Below are 21637 nucleotides of genomic sequence, written 5' to 3' on the forward strand. Positions count from 1 at the left end.
AATGCCTTACAACCTCTGGGATGGACTTCTCCCCCGTCACCTCCACCAGCACCGGCAGCAGTCAAAAAGCCTGTTTCACCAATACCCCTAATTGCTTCACCTACTCCATTTACCGAAAAAATATCCAACGGAGTCACACTGGAGATGGTGAGCTTACCAGCAGGTCAATTTCTCATGGGATCTGCTGACAGTGATTATGAAAAGCCTCCACACCAAGTTAAAGTCAACAGTTTTGCGATTGGCAAATATCCAGTGACTCAGGCACAATATGAAGCGGTAATGGGAACCAATCCCTCTGAGTTTCAAAACAATCCCCAAAATCCGGTAGAAAGGGTTAGTTGGAACAATGCTCAAGCCTTTTGTCAAAAATTGAGTCAAATAACAGGGAAAACCTATCGCCTACCGACGGAAGCGGAATGGGAATATGCCTGTCGTGCGGGGACTACTACTCGCTATTATTTCGGTGATGATGCTAATCAGTTAGGAGATTACGCTTGGTATAGCGCAAATTCTCAGAGTAAAACTCATCCTGCGGGCCAGAAAAGGCCCAATGGTTGGGGACTGTATGACATGAGTGGCAATGTTTGGGAGTGGTGCGAGGACAATTGGCACGATAACTATATCGGAGCGCCAAGGGATGGCAGTGCTTGGATAAAAAATGGTAATGATAATCGTTCTCCATTGCGGGGCGGTTCCTGGGGCAGCAATCCTTATAACTGCCGTTCCGCGATTCGCAACAACCTCGCCCGCCGCGGCAACGGCGACGACTACGACGGTTTTCGGGTGGTGTGCGGTGCTGGGAGGACTCTGTAACCCTTTTTGCCTTTTTACCCTTTTTACCCTTTTTTCTCTTTTTCCCGCCTAGCGGCGGGTCGATTTTTTTTTGAGAAAATTGAGGTAGCATGAGTAGAAAAGGGGTTTCTCGGAGAAACTGGTTTTCTGTGGGTTACTCAACGGATTTAGGATAATATTGGTGGAAGTCCTCGATTTACCTGATCAAATCATTCAACAGCTCCAAGGAGCTATGGATATTCGTCACCTAGGTTCTTTGGAGTCCTCCCGTCTCCCGTCTCCTATTGTAAAGTTTTGTGAATTTTTCTGGGAATAGGGCGTTTTGTAAAAATAGATACAGAATTGTATGTTATATATATTAGTGGGTGATTAAAAAAGTTCTAAACACTATTTGCAGCTCGGAGGAAATGATTATGTCCACAGAACAACAAGCTCGTGCCTTAATGATGCGTCACCACCACGCCGTCAAAAATCGTCAACAATCGATGTTAGGCAGAAGTGCTTCTGAAATCGGTATTGACAATGACAATGGCCACGGGGAAACCGTTCAACGTCGCTTCTCGGCCGACTTCTCTTCCTAAACTTATGATCGCTCTGGTGCTACTCTGAGTTAGGCTCTGAGATTTCGCCAAAGTGTACGCTTTCAATCTTAGAATTAAGTGAACAATCAGCCCACACAAACCGAGATCGGAAGGTGTGGGCTTTCGGTTTTTAGAGATAGGGGTCAGTCTTGGGCCGATTACGGGATTTCATCGGGATTTATGCCTAATTGCCGTAATTGTGCCGCTAAACGTTCCGCGCGTTGACGTTCGCTTTCGGCCTGTTGAGAGGCATCCCTGGCCCGTTGACGTTCGATTTCAGCGTTCTGACGTTCGATTTCAGCATTCCGACGTTCGATTTCAGCATTCTGACGTTCAATTTCAGCGTTCTGACGTTCAATTTCAGCATTCTGACGTTCAATTTCAGCATTCTGACGTTCGATTTCGGCTAATTCCGCAGGTAGGAGGATTAAATTGCCATCTAGGTCATAAAAACGCAGCCAAGGAGCTTCTTCTCGTTGGATGCTGCCCATCCAGACTCCTAACCATAATCCCAAACGTTGACACCATAACCAACCGCGATGGTCGGGAATAATTTTTTGATAGCATTGATTTTGGTCTAAAGCCCAACCTTGCAGGGAAGTGGCATCAAAGGGATTATAAACAAAGTATTGGGAACAGCGAAAAGTCCGCTCATAGAGGTCTTTTTTGATAGTTAAATCGATTTTTGCGGTGCTTTCTGACATTAATTCCACGATCACATCGGGATAACGTCCGTTTTCGTTCCAAACCACCCATCCTTGTCGTTTATAACTACCATCGATATCGAGGACAACGAAAAAATCGGGGCCGCGAAAATCTTTATTAAAAACCCGCTCACGGCTAAAGTAAATAAACATATTACCGCCAACAAAAAAGTCCTCTCGATCCTGATAGGCTTGTTCGATAGAATCGATTAACACATTCATGGCCTTGCGGTGACGGTAGGTTTCCAAAGGTTCTCCATCATCAAAAATCAAGTCTTCTGGGGGAATGGGAGGTTCTTCCCAATCGATAACTGGAGGAGTGAGGGGTTGAGTCATCGGGGTTACGTCCGGGATAGAGATGGTTTTATTTTATTTGCAAGACGAGGCGATATTTAGGTTGTCCGGTTCGCAATTTTTCCATGGCTTCATTCACCCGGGAGATAGGATAGGTTTCTGTGACTGGTTCAATGCCATGGCGAGAGGCAAATTCAATCATTTTACTGACGGTACTGGGACTACCCAAAGGACTGCCGGAAATCGATTTTTGACCCATAATCAAGGGAAAAGCGTAGGTAGCCATGGGTTCAAGAACAGCGCCAACAATATGCAGACGACCTTTGGGACGTAAACAGGCGATATAAAGACCCCAATCGAGATTAACGTTAACGGTGGAGATGATGAAATCAAAGTAATTTTGTACCGATTGCAAAGCCTCTGGGTCTCTGGAATTGATAAAATGAGTTGCCCCTAGTTCTTTTGCTTCCGTTTCTTTGTCGGGACTACTGGAAAAAGCGGTTACTTCGCAGCCCCAAGCTTTGAGGAATTTTAAGGCTATATGGCCCAATCCACCAATACCAATGACACCAACTCGGGCCGTGGGTTTAATATTAAATTGGACAATGGGATTAAAGACGGTAATGCCACCACAGAAAAGCGGGCCAGCTTTGGCAGCATCTAACTGGTTCGGCAAGGGAACTAACCAACTATGATGGGCCCGGACTCTTTCGGCAAAACCGCCATGGCGACCGACGATAGTTCCTTCGGCAGTAGCACAAAGGTTTTGATCCCCTGACATACAGGTTTCACAGGTGGAACAGGAACGGGAAAACCAACCCAGACCGACTCTTTGCCCTAATTTTAACTCTTTGACTTTAGCACCAAGAGCGGCGATCGTACCGACCACCTCATGACCGGGGACAAAGGGATAGGTGGTCAGTCCCCAATCGTTATCGAGCATACTTAGGTCACTGTGGCAGATGCCGCAATATTCCACCGCGATTTCCACATCTTCATCCCCTAATATACCCGGATCGTAGTCAAAAGGCTCTAGTTTCCCCCCTTTTTCTCGGGCAGCATAGGCTCTAATCATGATTAAGTCCTCTAGGATCGGTTTATTGGTTATCTTATCCCAAATTTATCTGAGTATGGCTTGTCCTCAATCCTGTTTGAAAGGCATAGAAGAGTGGGAAGTAGGGAGAAGGGAACGGATTTGATCTGGTCAGCGATCGCCAAATAGTCAAAAGCGTGATTTTTTGATACTACAAAGAATAGGAAGCGGAAGCATCAGCAAAATCACTGGTTTTGGGTTACTCTTGATATATAGTCCACTACACCAATCTGGTCAGGCTTGCGGACTTTACCGACAAGTTTTGTTAGCCTCGCAGGAAAACTACCAGCTTTCAACCGGGGCAAGATTAGACGAGGTAAAAAGCCCGCTTCTAATTTGGGGATAATTTTTGTCAGCGATTGTATCCTATTAACTATCATTATTATTAGAGCGTCATGGGAAAAGTCATCGGCATCGACTTAGGGACAACCAACAGTTGCATTGCCGTACTCGAGGGAGGTCAGCCGATTATAGTTCCTAACTCGGAAGGGGGAAGGACAACTCCTAGTATCGTGGGATTCGGCAAGGGCCAGCGCCTAGTGGGACAACTGGCCAAACGTCAGGCGGTCACTAATGCCGAAAATACCGTCTATAGCATCAAACGCTTTATCGGTAGGCGTTGGCAAGATACCGAGACCGAAAGGGGACGAGTTGCCTATCATTGCCAACGCGGTCGCGATGATACCGTCAATATCAAAATTCGCGATCGGGAATTTACCCCCCAAGAAATTTCGGCCATGATCCTGCAAAAATTAAAGGCCGATGCCGAGGCCTATCTGGGAGAAGCGATTAACGAGGCCGTGATTACAGTTCCCGCCTATTTTACCGATGCCCAACGTCAAGCCACTAAAGACGCAGGGATTATTGCAGGACTAGAAGTATTAAGAATTATTAACGAACCCACCGCCGCCGCCCTAGCTTACGGTTTAGATAAACAAAACGAAGATCAACATATCCTCGTTTTTGACCTAGGGGGAGGAACCTTCGACGTTTCCATCCTGCGACTGGGGAAGGGGGTCTTTGAAGTGAAAGCCACGGCCGGCAATAACCATCTTGGGGGGGACGATTTTGATAATCTCTTAGTGCGGTGGTTGGTGGAGAACTTTCAAAGTCAAGAAAACATCGATCTGTCCAGCGATCGCATGGCGATCCAAAGACTGCGAGAAGCCGCCGAAAAAGCCAAAATCGAGCTTTCTAGCATGATTAGCACCTCGATCAATCTCCCCTTCATCGCCGCCGACGAAACTAGCCCTAAACACCTAGAATTGGAACTAACTCGCGCTAAATTCGAGGAATTAACCAGGGAATTAGTGGAAAAAACCCTCGGACCCGTACAACAGTCCCTCAAAGATAGCGAACTGCAGCCTAGCGATATCGATCGTGTTGTTCTCGTTGGTGGTTCCACCAGAATGCCCGCCGTACAGCAATTAATCTCCCGTTTCTTTTCTACCAGCCAGATCGATCGCTCTGTTAACCCCGATGAGGCCGTTGCTTTGGGGGCAGCCATTCAAGCCGGAGTTTTAGGTGGAGAAGTAGAAGATATCCTCCTACTTGATGTCACCCCCCTTTCCCTCGGCATTGAAACCCTCGGCGAAGTCTTTACCAAAATTATCGATCGCAATACTACTATCCCCACCAGTAAATCTCAGGTTTTCTCCACCGCTGCCGATGGTCAAACTTCCGTGGAAATTCATGTTCTGCAAGGGGAAAGAACCATGGCCCGGGATAATAAAACCCTGGGTAAATTTCTCCTGACAGGAATTCCTCCCGCTCCTAGGGGGGTGCCACAAATCGAGGTGGCCTTTGAGATCGATGTTAACGGCATCTTGAAAGTGGCCGCCAGCGACCAAGGCACCGGCAAAGAACAAAGCATTTTAATTAGCCATACTGGAGGGCTGAAACCGAACGAAATTGAAAAAATGCGCCTAGAAGCCGAAAAATACGCCGAATCCGATCGCCGTCGTCTGCAAATGATCGATATTCGCCAGCAGTGCGATAGTCTTTTCTATAGCTACGAAGTCACCCTCAGGGAAAACAGTCAGTTAGTCGCCCCCGATATCCGGCAACTGGCCGACCAGAAGCGGCAACAGTTGGAAATCGCTCTGCGCGACCCCTCCCTATCCCCAGAAAAGCTAAAAACCACCTTGGCAGAATTTCGTCAGCTTGTCCTCGAAATCGGTACCCGCATCTACACGGGGAGACAAGAGCAAAACCAACCCCTTAACGGTGCTGGGTTTGAATCGATCGATGTCACCGAAAAACTGACTCGACCCACCCGGGCTACTTCCTCGAATACCTTCACCAATAGGCCAACCCTCTCCCGCACTAGAACCAGAACCTATAGTAATCTGGAAACTAAATCCACCGAATCGGGCAGTGATGATGATCCCGACGATGGGGAAGAAATGAGCACCAGTGACTACGAGGCCGTAGATTAAAAAGTGATCAGTAATCAGTAATCAGCTTTTTTCTCCCCTTCTCCCCACACCCCACACCCCACACCCCACTTCCCACTTCCCACTTCCCACTTCCCACTTCCCAACCCCTCACCCCCAGCAAAAATAGTAGGGATAACCCAACTAAACTACTATGTATAGTTTGTTAAAGTAACAACTAGACTTAAACTTTATTTATAAATTGCCAGCAGAACCATAGCCCCCTATGCCCACTGATTACTACGAAATTCTAGGTGTCTCGCGAGATGCCGGCAAAGAAGACATCAAACGCGCCTATCGTCGTCTCGCCCGAAAATACCACCCCGATGTTAACAAAGAACCGGGAGCCGAAGAACACTTCAAAGAAATTAACCGCGCCTACGAAATTCTCTCGGAACCAGAAACCCGCAATCGTTATGACCGCTTTGGTGAGGCCGGGGTTTCTGGGGGCGCTGCCGGTTTTGATCCCGACAATATGGGCGGTTTCGCCGATATATTTGAGACAATCTTTAGTGGTTTTGGGGGTATGGGCGGCCAAACAACGGCCCGCCGACGCACAGGCCCTACCCGGGGCGAGGATCTACGTCTCGATTTTAAACTAAAATTCCGCGAGGCGGTCTTTGGCGGCGAAAAGGAAATCCGCATCCGTCATCTGGAAACCTGTCAAACCTGTAAAGGCAGTGGGGCCAGACCGGGGACTGGTTCTCGTACTTGTACTACTTGCAATGGTACTGGTCAGGTGCGTCGTGCCACCCGTACTCCCTTCGGTACTTTTGCTCAGGTTTCGGTCTGTCCCACCTGTGACGGTGCGGGAGAAGTGATCGAGGAAAAATGCGATGTTTGCGGCGGCTCTGGACGTAAACAGGAAACCAAAAAACTGAAAATTACCATCCCCGCAGGGGTTGACAACGGCATGAAGTTGCGCGTTGCCCGGGAAGGAGACGCAGGACTGAAAGGCGGGCCGCCGGGGGATTTATTCGTTTATCTAACCGTGGAAACAGATGCAGAATTTCAACGGGAAGGCAATGATATTAAATCGAATATCTCGATTAGTTATATCCAAGCGATTTTAGGATGTACTATTAAAGTTAATACGGTAGATGGCCAAGAAGACCTGATTATCCCAGCCGGTACTCAACCGAACACCGTACTGATTTTAGAAAGTAAAGGGGTTCCCAAATTAGGTAATCCCGTCAGTCGCGGTGATCATCGTATTACCGTTAAAATCTCGATTCCTACCCGTGTCACTGGAGAAGAACGGGATTTACTGGAAAAATTGGCAAAAGTTCGCGGGGAAACCGTGGGGAAAGGCGGCATCGAGGGATTTTTAGGTAATATCTTCCATAAATAACTATGACTTTAGACCTGCGCGGCACTCCCTGCCCGATTAATTTTGTCCGGACAAAATTGCAATTAGAGAAAATGACCGCCGGGGAACGGTTGGAAGTCTGGTTAGATGCCGGGGAACCGATCGAACAGGTTCCCACTAGCCTGACAGTGGAGGGTTATCAGATAGAATCGATCGAGGACCGAGATAGCTTTTTTGTGCTCAAAGTCTATCGCCCCGATTCCTAAATGGTAGATGCACAATTAACCGATTTATACGGCACAGTGGTGGCTGTACAGGCGAATTTCTATCAGGTACGCTTGGATTCTGCCGTTATGGGCGAGAATCTTCTCTGTACCCGTCGCGCTCGCTTGCAAAAAATCGGTCAATCGGTGATGGTTGGTGATCGGGTGCGTGTGGAGGAGGCCAATTTTGATGATCGGCAGGGTGCGATCGCAGAAGTTCTCCCCCGCAGTACCGAGATCGATCGGCCGGCCGTTGCCAATATCGAGCAGATTTTGCTAGTTTTTGCCCTTGCTGAACCCGTTCTCGATCCTTGGCTGATCAGTCGTTTTTTGGTGAAAGCGGAGTCCACAGGCTTAGAAATTGCGGTCTGTGTCAATAAAATTGATCTGGGGGAACCGGAACAAATAGAGATTTGGAGCGATCGCCTAGCTGGTTGGGGATACCGGCCCTTTTTTGTCAGTGTGGAGAAAAATAGGGGATTTGAGGCTTTATTGGCACAATTAAACCATAAAATCACTCTCTTGGCCGGTCCGTCCGGGGTGGGAAAATCGAGTTTAATTAATTGCCTAATTCCTGAGATTAATCAACGGGTGGGGGATGTGTCGGGAAAACTGCAAAAAGGTCGTCACACTACCCGTCATGTGGAGTTATTTGCTTTACCAAATCGGGGTTTATTGGCCGATAGTCCGGGGTTTAACCAACCGGATATTAACTGTTCACCGGAACAATTAACTTTTTATTTTCCGGAAGTGAGAGAGCGTTTAGCTTTAGGAAATTGTCAATTTAATGATTGTACTCATCGTCGGGAACCTAACTGTGTGGTTAGGGGAGATTGGGAACGTTACCAACATTATTTAGAGTTTTTAGAAGAAGCGATTACACGAGAACAGTCATTGCAGAAAACTAGCACAAAAGAGTCAAGTTTAAAGTTAAAAATTAAAGAAGCAGGGCAAGAAACCTACGAACCCAAATTAGCTAATAAAAAATATCGTCGTCCTTCCCGTCGCGGCAAAAATCAAGATCAGGAACGCTACGAAAATAAAACTCTCCGAGATATTTATAATGATGATTCTGAATAGAATCGGTTAGGATACTTTTATCTTCAGGGTTAATTTATAAATACTTTCTAAAAATGAAAATTTAACAGCAATGACTGTATCTATGGGTTTTTATCTGAACTATTTTTGATTTTTATTCTCGCCCTTTTGCAATTAATTCAACTTATCTACGAACTAAATTTTTAAGAGTTCTAGAGTTGGCTATTTTCCATGTTCCCTCGTCATTTTCAAGATTATAGCGAACCAATGAGGTAGTAAAAGCACTATTTTTTTGATCAATTTTACCCTGACTGTTATAGAGGGTTCTTTCTTCAGTAACCACCACATCCACTGTAGCTTGATCGCCAGAGGTTGTAAAATTATTAACTGAATCTATTCTCTGAACTCCATAGATATAATAAGCACCATTATTAGCTAACCATTCGGAAGAACTTTCTTGACCATCAGAGCGCTTTATTTTGTCATTATAAGCTTTACCTGTAAGTAATTCTTCTCCTAAATAGGTTTGATAGGAGGGACCATAAATATCTCTTTTTGCCTTTAACCAGCGCTCGATTAAATCCACCGCTTCTGAACGAGAAATAGAGTTAACTGTCCGTTGAGGAACGGGTGAATAGACAGGTTCAGGATCCGGTGAGGTATCGATGACACCTTGGGTGATTTTAACTTGATTAAAGTATTTAATTAGTTGCCTTTGTAGCTCTTGAGCGCGATTTAAGTCCCTAAAAGTTGCCACCTGAATATTACCATCATTAACAACAGCATCGCGACAAAAGTTATTTTTCACTCTCTCTAAACTATCCTCATCAGTTACTACAACTTTATAGTAAGTATCGGTGATATTCTCATCTCCACAGACAGGTTTAGGAAACTCATTATTAATGGTAATATCTGAGTCTTGATTCTCTGGGGAAGGTGACGGAGAAATTGATTTATCTCCAGAAGAATTTGAGAGATAATGACTTAAGACAAAACCACCTAAAATGCCAGTACCGATCATACTCCCTATAATTATCGCTTTCACCCATTCAGGTAAAGTGCGGGGATTAGAAACAGGTTTTGAAGTTACAGGAGAAATTACTTGAGTAGGAGCGGGAGGAGGAGTGGGGACAACGATATTTGTTGCTACAATTGATGGGGTATTTTGTAGCGCTTCTAACATCTCTTTTGCGGTTAAATAACGTTCGTTAGAGCGCAGTGAAATAGTTTTATCTAACACAGCTGCTAAACTGATATTAGTATTTAAAGCGAACTGCCGCCAATAAATTTTTCCTGTCATCGGATCGCTCTCTAACATTTCAGGAGTTTTGCCGGTTAGTAGATAAATAGCCGTCAATCCTAAAGCGTAGAGATCACTACTATAAACCGGACGACCGATCGCCTGTTCTGATGGCATAAAACCCGGAGTACCGATAACAATAGAATTAAGAGAATGGCCCGAATTAGAAACCACCGTTCCCATAGTTTCTTTAACCGCACCGAAATCAATTAGGATCGGTAAATTATCATAAATCCGTAGAATGATATTATCGGGTTTTATATCTCGATGGATAATTTTTTGTCCGTGAACATAAATTAAAACCTGTAGAATACTAACTAAAATCTCTTTGACTTGATCATCGCTAAAAACTCCTTTACTCTGTATTCTTTGGCTGAGAGTTTCCCCCTCGATAAATTCCTCCACTAAATAAAATTGATTATTTTCCTCAAAATAAGCGTACAGTTTGGGAATTTGAGGACTATTTTCGCTCAATTTTTCTAGGATAGCCGCTTCTCGCTCAAATCTTTCTTTGACAAGATTGTGAACCTGGGGATTATCATTAATCGGTTTTAGCTGTTTAATCAGACAGAGACGTTTTGAAGGCATTTGGCTATCTTCTGCCAAAAAAGTCTCTCCGAAACCACCATCGGCAATTAATCGCAGGACTTTGTAACGATTTTGTAGAATTAAATCCGTCATGGGGAAACATTACCGTTTACTTAACAATCTTCACCGATAACTAATAACTGAGGTGATGGTAGGGCAAATCAGATAAAGAGGGTATTTAATTGGCCATTTATTTTGATAATCTAAATCCATCTAGACCACAAATGTTGCATCCTGTAATAAAATTTAACATTTAGCGGTAGAAACATCCCATTTCGACAACATTTGTTAACATTTTATGACTTTATCTATCTAGTGTAAAAAGCTGATTTCTTGACACACATAAGCTAGAAGATAGCGCAGTTTATCAATGAACTTTTTCCCTAATTTTTGGCAACTTTTGCTAATTTAAGACTAGATAAGAACTCTTGTAAAAATCGGGTTAAAAGTTGATCGAAAGCCGTGAGGATATCTTTTGTTAATTCAAAAACACCTGTTTTGATATCAATGGCTACAATAGAATGAATGAATGGTTTAGTTTTTGGAAGTCCTTTATACCTTAATCGAACTAGGTTCATCGACGGCTGCGATAATGCGATGACAACCGGAAAAGGGTTGCGCCCATTGATACTGGTGTTCTAAAGGATTACCCCAACAGAGGCCGAGATATAATTCTGTACGCGCCACATCTAACTCCGCCCATTCGGACTGGGCGACTAATTCAGCTAGAGAATCGGCAGAAATGGGAGGACGGGAGTTAAGCGCCCACCAAAAATTCATATTAGGGGTGATACTGTTCCAAAACTCTAAAACGGAAGCTTTGGCAGCCATGAGAATTTCCTTGTCACCCGCGACGGGAACTAATTGATTATGAATTTCGGGATAACGAAGAGTGCGATCGCCCCATTGACAAACACGCCAGATAATGCCCGAAACCTGATATTTTTGTTGATAATCGTGAACTTGGCGGCGAAAATCCTGATAGGCGAAGACTTTGCCCACCTTTTCTAGATTGATCGCCTTGGCAATCACCGGATTATCAATGCGCTCCGCCGGAGAGAGTAACAGACGTTCCCCTTTGCAAGTGGCGTGCATTTCTCGCTCGAGGATTTCAATTAACTGCTGTGTCGAGTAAGCCATACTACCGCTCTTACCTGAGAGAGGATTTCTTTTTATAATAAACTCGAATTTCCGTAGTGGAAAGGCTCGATCGCTAGAAAATTGTCATTCATCGGACATATCGGCAGCATACCCCTTAATACTTATGGGCGAAAAAACCCCTCAAAACACCTGTCAGGGAGAGAAGACAGTCTAACTGCTCGGTTTTACATCGGTTACTTTTTTTCTGGTCCAGATGGTGAGAATTGTCAGGAAAAGTCAACCCATCACTCCCCCTCAAGGATTTTTATCAATTCCAGTTAATCGATCAAAAACAGTACAAGTGTATTTAATTAACTGGCCGACGTTTAATTTATCGTACTATTCCCCTGTTCTATTTCTCCCAGTCTTATTAAAATTTCTGATTGATCTGGGTGATTTCTAATTTTATTGATCTCTTCATAAGTAACCTCCATAATATCAAATAATAACCATATTAATATTTCTCTCTTCTTATTCTCGTCACTAAAATTTCCCCCGATGATAGCGTTTAATCTTCCTTGATATTTCTCTTGCGTTTCTTTCAGGGTAAATCTACTGATTAATTCTTGGATGTATTCCTGAAGAGTAACTATTTGAAAACAATTAAATCTAGGCTTGATAGAATTATATAGGCTGGTTCTCTTCTTTAGCAGTTTCGTATCTAAAGGCTTAATAATAGATATTTGAAATCCTTGGTACAACTCTAATAGCTTTTTGATCAGACTGGAGACAGGATTAATTGTCGATAAGCTAAATCCACCCGTTACTTGGTCGATTTGTTCTAAATTAGGGTTTAAGGAACTAATAATAAAACCGAAGACCAGAGCAATGATTAAACCAACATATACATTATCCTCGATTGAGCTTAATAGAGAAAATATAAATTGAATAAAAAGGTATAAGAGTATTGATATAAGAACTTTGAGAATTAATAACCTAACAAAAGTATTTAAAAAATCCTTTTTTAAATCGGGAAATAAATGACGAATCCTAAAAGCTGAGAAATAGCTACTTCCAGTTTCAACTGCTACTCCAATAATTATCGCAGTCACGACAAAAGGCCACCGATCTTCTCCCAGAAGTTTCCGTATTTCGCTGAAAAGATCGGTGGCAGCAGTTGTCTGAGAATCTACCAAAAATAGGTAATGGGTGAATGAACTGAAAAAAGGAAACTTGTCTAATTCCGTTAGAACCTGACTACAAAATACCATTTACCCTCAGCCAACGAGTTTTCCAAGTGGGAGTAAAGATTTTGTAGCTTTCTTCTTCATTGACTTTGATATAGCCTTTGTCCGCTAGTTTTTCTAATTTATCTTGTAAGTCAGCTTCTCCAATTCTATCTGTTTCAATTTCAAAGCTCAAGGCAGTGGCAGCCCTAACTTTGAGTAAATCAGATAAAAGAGACTTCTCCGCGGAGGTTAAATAATTGTCAGACTTAGCTGAAGTCCCAGAATCACCCTTGTCTTTGGACTTAGAAGGAAATATGTCAAGCATTCTGTTTTGTGTAGTTTATAAATACACTTCGACCAGTACATCTTGATCCTCAGTCATGACTCTCTGAGTTCATGACTGAGAATGACTGAGATATGTCTGAGTTTTTTGCGATAAAATAGAGATTGCGTCGATTGATGGAAGTTTATGGGGCGATCGCTTAAAGTAAAATCAGAATATATCCCTAGAGTCAAACAAGCAGTTAAACTCAATGGTTACGCAAGTCAAGAGCTGCTTGCTGAGGAGTTAGGATTCGCAAGATCGACTATTAGCCGTTTTCTTAACGGTAAATCGATTAGTAATCTCAATTTTTTTGAAATTTGTCAAAAATTAGGCCTTGATTATCGAGAAATCGCTGACTGGGATAAGTTGGAGGAAACACCGGCTGCCACGTCTGAGGATGAGGGAGAAAACCGGGCTGCGGATTTTTCCAAGTATGTTGAACGTCCTCCAGTGGAACAGCTTTGTCTGGAGACGGTGAGTCAAGCAGGTTCATTATTGCGGATTAAATCAGCCAAGGGGATGGGTAAAACCCTATTAGTCGATAGAATTTTGAGTCAAGTTGACAAAAGACAGTATAAAACCGTCAGTTTGAGTTTTTTACAAGCAGGCAAAGGAATTCTCGGCGATTTAGACCGATTGCTCTCTTGGTTTGCCTTGATTATTTCCAAGAAATTAGGGTTAGCTGCTCTCTTTCAGGAAAAATGGCTAGAAGGATTAGGACTTTATAGCTGTACTGCCTATTTTGAAGACCATTTGCTCAAAAAGCTGGATAAACCCCTAATTTTAGTTTTAGAGGAGATAGATAGTCTCTTTACCTATACCAGCGTTGCTGACGATTTCCTTAGTTTATTTCGTCTTTGGCACGAGGAGGCAAAAAATAATAATACTTGGCAAAAGTTACACTTAATTATCACCTATTCCACAGAAAATTATGTTCCTGCTGACCTGAATAAATCTCCTGTGAATGTAGGAACAGAAATACTGTTACCTGATTTTACTCTAGAACAGGTCTTGACTCTAGCTAATAAATATCAGGCTAACTTGGGAAAAGATGAACTGCAAAAAATAATTAATCTTGTCGGGGGACATCCCTATTTAATCCAAAAAGCGATTTATGGGATTACCCAAAAACAACTGTCTTTAGCAGATTTTTTAGAGACAGCAGCCACGGAAGCGGGAATTTATGGGGATCATTTGCGAGGACATTTGCTAAACTTACAAGAACATCCAAACCTAGCAGCAGGAATGAAAAAGGTTGTAGAGTCCTCTTCTCCCGTTGATTTAGGTGCAGCAATTAATTGGCAACTTCATAGTTTAGGATTAGTAACCTTTGTGCAGAATGCTGTTCAACCCCGTTATCCACTATACAGCGACTATTTTAGGTATCGCCTATCCTCCTAAAATCCAATATATTGAGTTAAACTGTTGTACATCTAAATCTAATATTCGTTTTCACCTGTTCCCCGTTCCCCCATCGAACCCAGAACTTTAAATGCGGACTAGCTTAGGGACAGATAACCTTTGATTAAATTATTCATCGAACTTAACCAATCAGACAAATTGCTAATTTTAATCCTATGGCGACCAATTTTTATTATGTTGGAGGCAGCGTCCCCCTAAATGCACCTAGTTATATCAAGCGGGAAGCAGATGATATATTTTATAACTATCTAAAAAATGGACAGTATTGCTATGTGTTAAATTCCCGTCAGATGGGAAAATCAAGTTTGTGGGTACAGACACAAAAACGACTGAAAGAGGATAATATTGATTGTGCTACCATTGATTTGAGTGGTATAGGAAAAAACATCTCCGAAGATATTTGGTATCGAGTATTATTTGAGCAACTGGTTAAACGATTTGATCTTTCTATTCGGGGAAAAGAGCAAACTTGGTGGGATGAACGAGCCTACAAATCAGCTATTAATCGTCTTGATCAATTTGTTGAGGAAATTCTCTTAAAGGAGGTATCCCAACCTATTGTTATCTGTTTCGATGAAATTGATAGCGTTCTGAGTTTAAAATTTTCCACAGATGATTTCTTTGCTTGGCTGCGTAGCTGTCATGAAAAACGTCCTTATAATAGGGATTACCAACGTCTAACCTTTTGTATGTTGGGGGTAGCGGCAGTTTCTAACTTTATTCGAGATAATAATCGTAGTCCTTTTAATATTGGTCAAGATATTCGATTATCTGGATTTACTATAAAGGATGCCAGAAAACTTGCCGAGGGATTGCAGGACAAAGTTATCGCACCGGAACGGGTTTTAGAGGAGGTTATAGAATGGACAGGTGGACAACCGTTTTTAACTCAAAAAATTTGTCATTTAATCTCCACATCTCGCCCTGGATTTGGCAAGGAATCCCCAGCAACCCCGATTAATGTCGGCGATTTTATCCAGTCGCAAGTAATTAGTAACTGGGTATCTCAAGATAGTCCAGAACACCTAAAAACTATTCGGAATCGTTTATTAAATAAGCTTGTCACGGGTAGAAGAATGCTGAAGCTTTACCTAGAAATTTTAAAAAATGGTGAAATTACCGATGATGGTAGTCGCGATCAAATAGAATTACGCTTAACGGGATTGGTAGTTCAAGACCGACAAAAGTTAAAAGTTTATAATAAGATTTATAGAAATGTTTTTAATGAAAATTGGGTGACAACGGAATTAAATAAAATCCCTGCATACTACGAAAAAGTAGATCAACTAGATAAAATACTATTAAGGACTGAATTTGATGAGAATCAAAGAGCAGCTTTAATTGAGGAAATTCCAGCTTGGACAGGTGGTAACTGGGAGTTAACGATAATAGTTATCCTTTTGCTAATCGACAATAAAAATGAGTTACGAGAAGGACAAGAAAAACCAAAAATTGAACAATTGATTCAGAAAAATATTGTAGAAAATTGGTTACAAAATAAAGCAGCAGACCATCTCCAGAAAATACAAAACAGTCTCTTAACTCCTGATAAAAATGTTAGGTCAAGATTAGAAATCTATCAAGAAATTTTGCAGCAGGGGGGAGTCTTTGCTGATAACAAACCAGAAAAATTGGCACTTCAGCAAGCAGAATTAGTGATTAAAAATGATGAGTATCTAGAAGTGACCAATCGAATTTATCAAGAGGTATTTAATATTCAATGGGTTAAACAAGAATTAGAAAAATTAGTTAAGGAGGAGGATTCTACCTTTTCGTCGGTACTATTACTACTTGGTACGTTTATTATTTTGTCCTTATTATCATTGCTACCACAAAGAACTCCCGATAAGGAACCCTCACCTAGTATTCCAGAAATTTGTACTAAACGAGATTTTAATATTAGCTTAGAAAAGAATATTCAACAACTGCAAGACTTGCAAAAGCAACAAGGTGATCAGTTTTATTACAAGTGTGGGACTCAATTAAATGAATTAAGGTTAATTCAGCAAGCAATAGGACTAGCTGTCGATAATTTTGTCGCTGATGTGCCGGGTAGAGAAGGTGCTTTTGAAATTTTGTGCAAAATCCCCCCAACTTCTGATAACTTTAAAGAAGCTCAATTTTGGGCAAAACGTTGGTATAATGACAGAGCTTGGAAATCGGATATCGATCGAGCTTTGCAAGATAATCTAGATTGTCAAAAACTTATTGAATAAACATCAATTTTTTAATTACTAAATACTCCATTACCACCCGTTAATTCCTCGGATAATGATACTCGGATTCCTTCCCCTCCCCGTGACCAAAATAAAAAGAATAGGTCAGAAACATTGAAGGATTGACTCCTGACAACAGGAGAGGAATTAACCTGTGGGTTCTTTTGACGTAAAACAATTACTTGCATATAGTAGAGGAGATTGCCAATCATTAGCCAGAGAATTAAACTAAAAATAACCCATCAAAAATTGAAATCGGCTATAACTCTCATGGGCAATTTCCCCTTTATAGTAATTGATTTAATCCCCTATCGTTCACTCAAAACTGCTTTTTTCTGATCCAGATAGCTAGAATTGTCAGGAAAAGTAAACCCATCACTCCCGCTAAAGGATTTTTATCGATTCCAGTTAACCAATCGGGAACAGTACCAGTGTATTTAATTAACTGACCCACATTTAATATATAGTATGCCCAGACTAAACCCGCGTGCAGACCGATACTTTTACCCAAATTACCACCACAGGCGCGTTTGGCCCAACCGAGAACCAATCCTAGCAAGACTAAGGCAGGAAATTGGGGAAAAGTGCGGATAATTTCGGCTAAAGGTTTAATAAAGTGAGCAAGAGCGAAAATTAAGGCACTAATCACTAGAGCGATAGCGGAACGATAATCCTTTTCTAATTCTCCCAGTAACCAGCCCCGAAATAGCAATTCTTCCGCAAAACCCACCGCTAAAGCGACTAAAAACCCCTCCAGGATGATTTTGCTGATTTGGGGATTTGCGGGTAAGAAATTTAACCAACCTAGGAACCCTTGGGACAGAAAAAGCGAGAAAGTGAAAAATAAACTGATCGCTAACCCGTTAATTAACTTGATCAGCGTTTTTCTTCGCCAAATCAACCCATAATCGGCTAATCCCTCATCGCCATAAATTGTCCGTCCCCACCAATGGGATAACCCCAAAAATTCCAGATAGAGAACAGAAAGGGTCAAAATTGAGACAAGATTGGCATTAGTGGCAAAAAAGTGATAGAGGGGAAGTGCGATCGGCAACCAGAGAAAAAGTAGGAGCAAAATAAAAATTCCCAGTCGCAGGGGGACTGGGTAAGTGGCAATTACCCGCAATCTTTTATTCATCGGGTTCGATGCTGCTGGTTAAACCTTTATTTTTCAAGGTTTCACAGTAAAATTCCGCGTGTTCTTGGATGCAGGTAATCACCAAGGCCGTACCATTAGTGTGCGCTTCCATCATGATATCAACTGCTTGGGGTTGCGTCATACCGGCGATCGTTTGCATTAAACTCTGAACCACATACTCCATCGAGTTAAAGTCGTCATTGTGGAGTAAAACGCGATAACGCGGTGCTGGTTTACGGATTGTCGCTGTGGAACGCTTTTCGATGACTTCTGTGGACACCGTGTCTCTCCTTTGAATCTATATCACAAATAAAGGTCAATTACTAATGATCATAATCAAAATTTCCAGATTGAGCTAGGCTTTTTCTGTGATCCGTGAGGGGTTGGGTGTTGGGGAGTGGGGGACAGCCACAGGAATGACATTTCTAGATGGATAGATCATAATTAAATTAACCCTGTAATTTAAGCTTATTTTCCCATGGCTACTGACGAATTACAAAATCTCGATAAAAATATTCAACGCTTAAAAGAACAATTAGCGGGAATCCGCGATGCGTGGACAGTTGCGCGTTCAGAAGATAAAGTTCTTTTGGAGCAACGCATAAACGATAAGCGCATAGAAATTAAAGAATTGGAACGAGAAAAATGGGATTTAATCGCCAGCGAGAGTCAAGAAGCATCTTTTCCTGATGCCGAGGTAATGGTAGCAGAAATTGTCACAGAATTGACGGCAATTACCAAAGAACCACCCCTAGAACTTGCTTCTGCACAAATCTTAGAATTATTAAATCAAATTCTGGCTAAACTCAATCAACCAGAGCGATCGGCAGCAGCCAAATTAAAAGCGGCCATATCTACTATACCCCCTTTTGTTTCCCTGACCTACGAAGCGGAATTAGATACTGAGTCAACTTTTAAGCGTTATTTTCCCACATTTAATCGTGTGATCGCAGGAGTGAAAAATCGTCTAAAAAAGTAAGTATTCCCTCTATACCTAGTAATGTGGGCAAAAGTACGGTTAATTTTGTCGGGAGGGAAGATGAGTTAACCTTAATTCATCAGAAATTGCAAACAGAACAAGGGGTGATTGTTTGCGCGGTGGAAGGGTTAGGGGGAATAGGAAAAACCGCTTTAGCTTTGGAATATGCGAAACGATACCAACAGGAATACGCGGCACAATATTGGTTATCCTTGCGACTATCGGGTTTAGCAGAAGAAATAGTTAAATTAGCCGGTCCTTATCTATCTTTACCAGAAATATTGAAAAAAGAATCTTTAGAAAAACAAGTGGACTGGTATTGGCAAAATTGGCTACCTCAGCAGGGAAAATTATTATTAATTCTCGATGATGTCCCCAATATCGACCGAATTCCCGATCAAATGTTACCAAAAGATTCTAGGATTAAGATATTAGTCACCACTAGGGAAAGGTGTCTTAGTACGGAATTTGAGTCTATAGCTTTAGATGTTTTACCCTTGGATAAATGTGTAGAGTTATTAACCAAAATTGTTGGTACTGCTAAAGTTGAGAAAGAAAAAGCTTTAGTAGAACAGATTTGTCACAAAATTTTAGGACGCTTAACCTTAGCAGTGGAGTTGGTGGGGGAATATTTAGCGAAAAATCGTCATTTAAAGTTTAGCCATTTACGCGATAAATTAAATTTAGCTCATACTGCTTTAACCAAGGAAAGAAACCACAGAGATTATGGACATTTAGGGGTAGCAGCCGCAATTAAAATCAGTTGGGATGATTTAAGTTCTGCTGTTCAAAAAGTGGCAATGCTGTTGAGTTTATTCGCACCGGTGGCTATTGCTTGGACGTTGCTAGAAGATACGGCAAAATCCACGGAAATTACCGAAAGCGAACTAGAAGAAGCGCGGGGACAATTGGATAATTCTCATCTGATGCAACCCGTGGATGAGGACTATTCTTTTTATCGGATTCATCCCCTCGTGAGAGAATTTTTTCAAGAGAAATTACAGGCAATTACTGAGATAAATTCTCTTTATCGATGCGCTTTTGTGGAAACTTTGTTAACCATTGCTAAAACTATCCCGCAAACCCCCACAAGGGAGATTATTACAGCAGTAAATCCCGCAATTCCCCATCTGCAACTTGTCAGTCAAACCATGTTAGATGATATTCCCAACCCGGAAGATAATTTAATTCAGGTGTTTCTTGGGGTAGCTTTGTTTTATAAGGGACAGGGAGAATATGATTTAGCAGCAGTTACCTTAACAAAATGTTGTGAAGAAATCCAATCTCGCTTAGGAGAAAACCATCCCTATGTTGCTGACATTTTCAATAATTTAGCAGTGTTATATGAATTACAAGGCAAATACGCAGAAGGAGAACTGTTGTGTAAGCACTCCCTTTCTCTGATAAAACAGCGATTAGGAGAAAACAATCTCGATTTTGCTATTAGGCTCGATAATTTAGCGACATTATACCGCTGTCAAGGCAAATACGCAGAAGCAGAATCGTTGTATAAGCACTCCCGTTCTCTGATAGAACAGCTATTAGGAGAAAACAATCTCTATTTTGCTAACATTCTCAATAATTTAGCAGAATTATACCTCAGTCAAGGCAGATACATAGAAGCGGAACCCTTGTGTAAGAGATGCCTTTCTCTGATAGAACAGCTATTAGGAGAAAACAATCTCTATTTTGCTACCAGTCTCAATAATTTAGCAGGATTATACTGCTCCCAAGGCAGATACGCAGAAGCGGAACCCTTGTATAAGCGCTCCCTTTCTCTGATAGAACAGCTATTAGGAGAAAACAATCTCTATTTTGCTAACAGTCTCAATAATTTAGCACTATTATACAAATACCAAGGCAAATACGCAGAAGCAGAATCGTTGTATAAGCGCTCCCTTTCTCTGATAGAACAGCTATTAGAAGAAAACCATCCCGATGTTGCTACCAGTCTCAATAATTTAGCAGAATTATACAAATACCAAGGCAGATACGCAGAAGCGGAACCGTTGTATGTGAGAGCTATTGCTATTTATCAAGAAAGATTAGGAGAAAATCATCCCGATACCCAAAAAGTAAGGCAAAATTTTATGATATTGCTATTTATCAAGAAAGATTAGGAGAAAATCATCCCGATACCCAAAAAGTAAGGCAAAATTTTATGATTCTGTTGTCGCGATTATCCGATAAATAATTACAGCAAAGATTCCCCGATGAGATAGTTAATCTCTTAAAAAGTATCAGGTAATTAAAAGATATATCCGTTAAATAGTGCTGGCTTAATATTAGTAAATTCTTGCTAGAAAGGAGTTTTAAACTGCCATTGAGGTTGATAGACTATCCCGCTTAACGCAATTTTTCTTCAATCAGTTCACGCGATTGGTTTTCTGGGTTTTGATTGCCAGAAGGCATCTTTAGCAGAGGCGATAAGCTGACTAATTTAACAGCAAATGTCAATATCTATCTTTATCTAAGCAAATTTTAGAAAGTTTTTTTGTCGATGTTAATGTTAATTATCAGTAGTCGGAGATAAAATCTTAAGAAATGTCAATTATCACTATTCTTACTGACCCTCAATAAATTAGAATCAGATCATAAATGCGATCGCTTGCTCAATTCTCGATGATTAATCTGGAGGCTAAAATCAGCAACTGAGGCAATTAACCTTTTTCAAGCTACCGAGTTTAGGTGGTAGTCACTGATAACTGATAACTGGTAACTGATAACTGAAATGACTCGCTTTATTTGGGATAAATTTAGCAAAGACTTCCTAGAAACCCTTCTTTCTCCCTACGGTACAGTAGTTGTCAGCAAAGAAGTCACCTCAGAAATTAAAGAAATTGATGTGTAT

The 21637-nt window shown here is 41.7% G+C and carries 19 protein-coding genes and 1 pseudogene; 11 read left to right on the forward strand and 9 right to left on the reverse strand.

The genetic code is table 11. The annotated features are described in order from the left end of the window. Positions 1-813 (forward strand): formylglycine-generating enzyme family protein (locus EWV60_RS16940; RefSeq protein ID WP_287233566.1); only part of this gene is annotated, 813 nt, incomplete at its 5' end. 392 nt (positions 814-1205) lie between these two features. Further along, complete coding sequence (gifA, locus tag EWV60_RS16945; RefSeq protein ID WP_002739262.1) at positions 1206-1373, forward strand: glutamine synthetase inactivation factor IF7A; 168 nt, start codon at positions 1206-1208, stop codon at positions 1371-1373. A 158-nt stretch (positions 1374-1531) separates the two neighbouring features. Here gifA and EWV60_RS16950 read toward each other — a convergent pair whose 3' ends face one another. Together EWV60_RS16950 and ahr are read right to left on the reverse strand one after the other, a co-directional pair. After that, positions 1532-2413 carry a Uma2 family endonuclease gene (locus EWV60_RS16950; protein WP_287233568.1) on the reverse strand — a complete coding sequence of 294 codons (882 nt, stop codon included), beginning with the start codon at positions 2411-2413 and terminating at the stop codon, positions 1532-1534. Positions 2414-2441: 28 nt separating this feature from the next. Continuing rightward, positions 2442-3446 carry an NADPH-dependent aldehyde reductase Ahr gene (ahr, locus tag EWV60_RS16955; protein ID WP_016516931.1) on the reverse strand — a complete coding sequence of 335 codons (1005 nt, stop codon included), beginning with the start codon at positions 3444-3446 and terminating at the stop codon, positions 2442-2444. A 413-nt stretch (positions 3447-3859) separates the two neighbouring features. Between ahr and dnaK the strand changes: the two genes are divergently transcribed. From dnaK to rsgA, 4 genes are all read left to right on the forward strand, one after another. Continuing rightward, positions 3860-5902, forward strand: a complete 2043-nt coding sequence (gene dnaK / locus EWV60_RS16960) for a molecular chaperone DnaK (protein ID WP_287233571.1) — start codon at positions 3860-3862, stop codon at positions 5900-5902. Between the two features lie 223 nt (positions 5903-6125). Further along, entirely contained in the window at positions 6126-7250 is a 1125-nt protein-coding gene (gene dnaJ, locus EWV60_RS16965; protein ID WP_002792864.1) for a molecular chaperone DnaJ, read from the forward strand. A 2-nt stretch (positions 7251-7252) separates the two neighbouring features. Beyond that, positions 7253-7474 carry a sulfurtransferase TusA family protein gene (locus EWV60_RS16970; RefSeq protein ID WP_002738399.1) on the forward strand — a complete coding sequence of 74 codons (222 nt, stop codon included), beginning with the start codon at positions 7253-7255 and terminating at the stop codon, positions 7472-7474. Beyond that, entirely contained in the window at positions 7475-8551 is a 1077-nt protein-coding gene (gene rsgA, locus EWV60_RS16975; protein ID WP_287233574.1) for a small ribosomal subunit biogenesis GTPase RsgA, read from the forward strand. Between the two features lie 142 nt (positions 8552-8693). Here rsgA and EWV60_RS16980 read toward each other — a convergent pair whose 3' ends face one another. The 4 genes from EWV60_RS16980 to EWV60_RS16995 all read right to left on the reverse strand — a co-directional run bounded on the left by EWV60_RS16980 (position 8694) and on the right by EWV60_RS16995 (position 13031). After that, a complete protein-coding gene (locus EWV60_RS16980) occupies positions 8694-10490 on the reverse strand; it encodes a protein kinase domain-containing protein (RefSeq protein WP_287233576.1) in 1797 nt (598 codons plus the stop codon). A gap of 459 nt (positions 10491-10949) precedes the next feature. Next, entirely contained in the window at positions 10950-11537 is a 588-nt protein-coding gene (locus EWV60_RS16985) for a hypothetical protein (protein ID WP_194033001.1), read from the reverse strand. Positions 11538-11863: 326 nt separating this feature from the next. Then, positions 11864-12748 (reverse strand): hypothetical protein, encoded by an 885-nt coding sequence (locus EWV60_RS16990; RefSeq protein ID WP_069474284.1) that lies wholly within the window; start codon positions 12746-12748, stop codon positions 11864-11866. After that, entirely contained in the window at positions 12735-13031 is a 297-nt protein-coding gene (locus EWV60_RS16995) for a hypothetical protein (RefSeq protein ID WP_041804305.1), read from the reverse strand. The genes EWV60_RS16990 and EWV60_RS16995 overlap by 14 nt, the downstream gene beginning before the upstream one ends. Positions 13032-13175: 144 nt before the next feature. On the opposite strand from EWV60_RS16995, the gene EWV60_RS17000 reads away from it, so the two are divergent. Next, entirely contained in the window at positions 13176-14432 is a 1257-nt protein-coding gene (locus EWV60_RS17000; protein ID WP_287233581.1) for an AAA-like domain-containing protein, read from the forward strand. Positions 14433-14608: 176 nt separating this feature from the next. Next, positions 14609-16669 carry an AAA-like domain-containing protein gene (locus tag EWV60_RS17005; RefSeq protein ID WP_287233584.1) on the forward strand — a complete coding sequence of 687 codons (2061 nt, stop codon included), beginning with the start codon at positions 14609-14611 and terminating at the stop codon, positions 16667-16669. Positions 16670-16680: 11 nt separating this feature from the next. Here the strand turns inward: EWV60_RS17005 and EWV60_RS17010 are convergent, their stop codons facing one another. The 3 genes from EWV60_RS17010 to clpS all read right to left on the reverse strand — a co-directional run bounded on the left by EWV60_RS17010 (position 16681) and on the right by clpS (position 18087). Further along, on the reverse strand, positions 16681-16881 hold the full coding sequence (locus EWV60_RS17010) for a hypothetical protein (RefSeq protein ID WP_080601654.1): 201 nt from the start codon (positions 16879-16881) through the stop codon (positions 16681-16683). Positions 16882-16988: 107 nt separating this feature from the next. Continuing rightward, the gene (locus tag EWV60_RS17015) at positions 16989-17807 is read right to left on the reverse strand and encodes a CPBP family intramembrane glutamic endopeptidase (RefSeq protein WP_287233587.1); all 819 of its coding nucleotides are present in this window, start codon (positions 17805-17807) and stop codon (positions 16989-16991) included. Continuing rightward, positions 17800-18087, reverse strand: a complete 288-nt coding sequence (gene clpS, locus EWV60_RS17020) for an ATP-dependent Clp protease adapter ClpS (protein ID WP_002738526.1) — start codon at positions 18085-18087, stop codon at positions 17800-17802. Before clpS ends, EWV60_RS17015 begins: the two co-directional genes overlap by 8 nt. Positions 18088-18285: 198 nt before the next feature. On the opposite strand from clpS, the gene EWV60_RS17025 reads away from it, so the two are divergent. The 3 genes and pseudogenes from EWV60_RS17025 to EWV60_RS23450 all read left to right on the forward strand — a co-directional run. Then, a complete protein-coding gene (locus tag EWV60_RS17025) occupies positions 18286-18786 on the forward strand; it encodes a hypothetical protein (protein ID WP_287233590.1) in 501 nt (166 codons plus the stop codon). A 23-nt stretch (positions 18787-18809) separates the two neighbouring features. Further along, the gene (locus EWV60_RS17030) at positions 18810-20906 is read left to right on the forward strand and encodes a tetratricopeptide repeat protein (protein ID WP_287233593.1); all 2097 of its coding nucleotides are present in this window, start codon (positions 18810-18812) and stop codon (positions 20904-20906) included. A gap of 611 nt (positions 20907-21517) precedes the next feature. Continuing rightward, positions 21518-21637: pseudogene (locus EWV60_RS23450) on the forward strand (DUF4351 domain-containing protein); the annotation flags it as partial.

The organism is Microcystis sp. Msp_OC_L_20101000_S702 (genome assembly GCF_007095705.1).
GTDB lineage: Bacteria > Cyanobacteriota > Cyanobacteriia > Cyanobacteriales > Microcystaceae > Microcystis > Microcystis ichthyoblabe_A.